Genomic DNA, 1,690 nt, shown 5'->3' with positions numbered 1-1,690 from the left:
AATAAATAAAAACATTTGGGTTAACTGGCTGATTTGCTCCCGCCAGTTCTACTTTAATTGAGTCTCCGGAGTTTCTGGTTGACAAAACGCCCAAAGTGTAGAGGAGGAAGTCTATATCAACGGATTATTTGGTTGATCCTTTTCAGCCTACTCTGTCAATTTTCCGTCTCCACTTTACGCCTGAGTCTTCATAGCGATGCTGACTAGGGATGACAGCGAGAGCTGGGCAAGCCTCAAAAAGATTCTGGATCATGTCCAATCTAAACGCCTGCACAACATTCCTCTTGTAGGAAACTGATCAAGTTTTCTATATGCCCATACGCCACCTACCTGTTTTTCTGATCAAGGCGGGAGATGATTAATTCGTTAAGCCTTCCTGGGTACCAGTTGGTGGATTCTGAGGAGCAGAATGACGACATACATTTTCAGCTTGAAGCACCTACACCAATAGCCTGCGAGGAATGCGGTGTGCAGGGCGAGTTCGTGCGGTTCGGCAAGCGTGATGTTCCCTATCGTGATCTACCTATTCACGGCAAACGGGTCACCCTCTGGGTAGTCCGCCGCCGGTACATCTGCCGTGCCTGCAAGACCACCTTCAGGCCCCAGCTGCCGGAAATGGTGGACGGCTTCCGCATGACGCTGCGGCTGCATGAATACGTGGAGAAGGAATCCTTCAACCACCCCTACACCTTCGTGGCGGCACAGACCGGCCTGGACGAGAAGACGGTACGCGACATCTTTAACGCCCGCGCCGAGTTCCTGGGGCGCTGGCACCGCTTCGAGACGCCCCGCATTCTGGGCATCGACGAGCTGTACTTGAACAAGCGCTACCGCTGCATCCTGACCAACATCGAGGAGCGAACCCTGCTCGACCTGCTGGCCACCCGCCGGCAGGACGTGGTGACCAACTACCTGATGAAGCTCAAAGACCGGCAGAAGGTCGAGATCGTCAGCATGGACATGTGGAACCCCTACCGGACAGCGGTCAAGACAGCACTGCCACAGGCCCGCATTGTGGTCGATAAGTTCCATGTGGTGCGCATGGCCAACGATGCCCTGGAGAAGGTGCGCAAGGGACTCAGGACGGATCTAAAACCCGCCCAAAGCCGAACCCTCAAAGGAGACCGGAAAATCCTGCTGAAACGCGCTCACGAAGTCTCAGACCGGGAGTGGTTAATCATGGAAACATGGACGGGTGCATTCCCGCAACTGCTGGCCGCTTACGAACACAAGGAACGCTTCTACGGCATCTGGGACGCCACCACACGGCCCGAGGCAGAAGCCGCCCTGGATGACTGGATAGCCGCCATCCCGGAGGGCCAGAAGGAAGTCTGGAGCGACCTGGTCAGGGCGGTGGGCAACTGGCGCGAAGAGCTCATGACCTACTTCGAGGCGGACATACCCGTCACCAACGCTTACACAGAATCCATCAACCGACTGGCCAAGGACAAGAACCGAGAAGGGCGCGGTTACTCGTTCGAGGTGATGCGGGCACGAATGCTCTACACCACGAAGCACAAGAAGAAGGCCCCGACTGCGAAGATCTCTCCGTTCTACAAGAAAACCATCGGTTACGGAATGCTAGACTTCGCAGAGGAACTCAACTACGGGGTCGATCTATCAACCATCTGAGGGTGGCATCAGGTTGGTGGGGTGAAGATGCCCCATCAACCATTAAATCCGTATACCC

The 1,690-nt window shown here is 55.0% G+C and carries 1 protein-coding gene; it reads left to right on the top strand.

All coding sequences use genetic code 11. The features are described from left to right. Positions 1 to 354 precede the first annotated feature (354 nt). Positions 355 to 1,632: an ISL3 family transposase gene (locus CXK91_RS22460; RefSeq protein WP_103458179.1), complete on the top strand. Its 1,278-nt coding sequence runs from the start codon at positions 355 to 357 to the stop codon at positions 1,630 to 1,632. Positions 1,633 to 1,690 lie beyond the last annotated feature (58 nt).

The organism is Stutzerimonas stutzeri (assembly GCF_002909485.1).
Taxonomy (GTDB): Bacteria; Pseudomonadota; Gammaproteobacteria; order Pseudomonadales; family Pseudomonadaceae; genus Stutzerimonas; species Stutzerimonas stutzeri_AH.
This window is presented reverse-complemented; position numbering and strand designations above follow the sequence as displayed.

What these genes read in the sequence shown, in the direction of transcription:
- CXK91_RS22460 (WP_103458179.1), top strand. Translation starts at nt 355, where the DNA reads ATGATTAATTCGTTAAGCCTTCCTGGGTACCAGTTGGTGGATTCTGAG.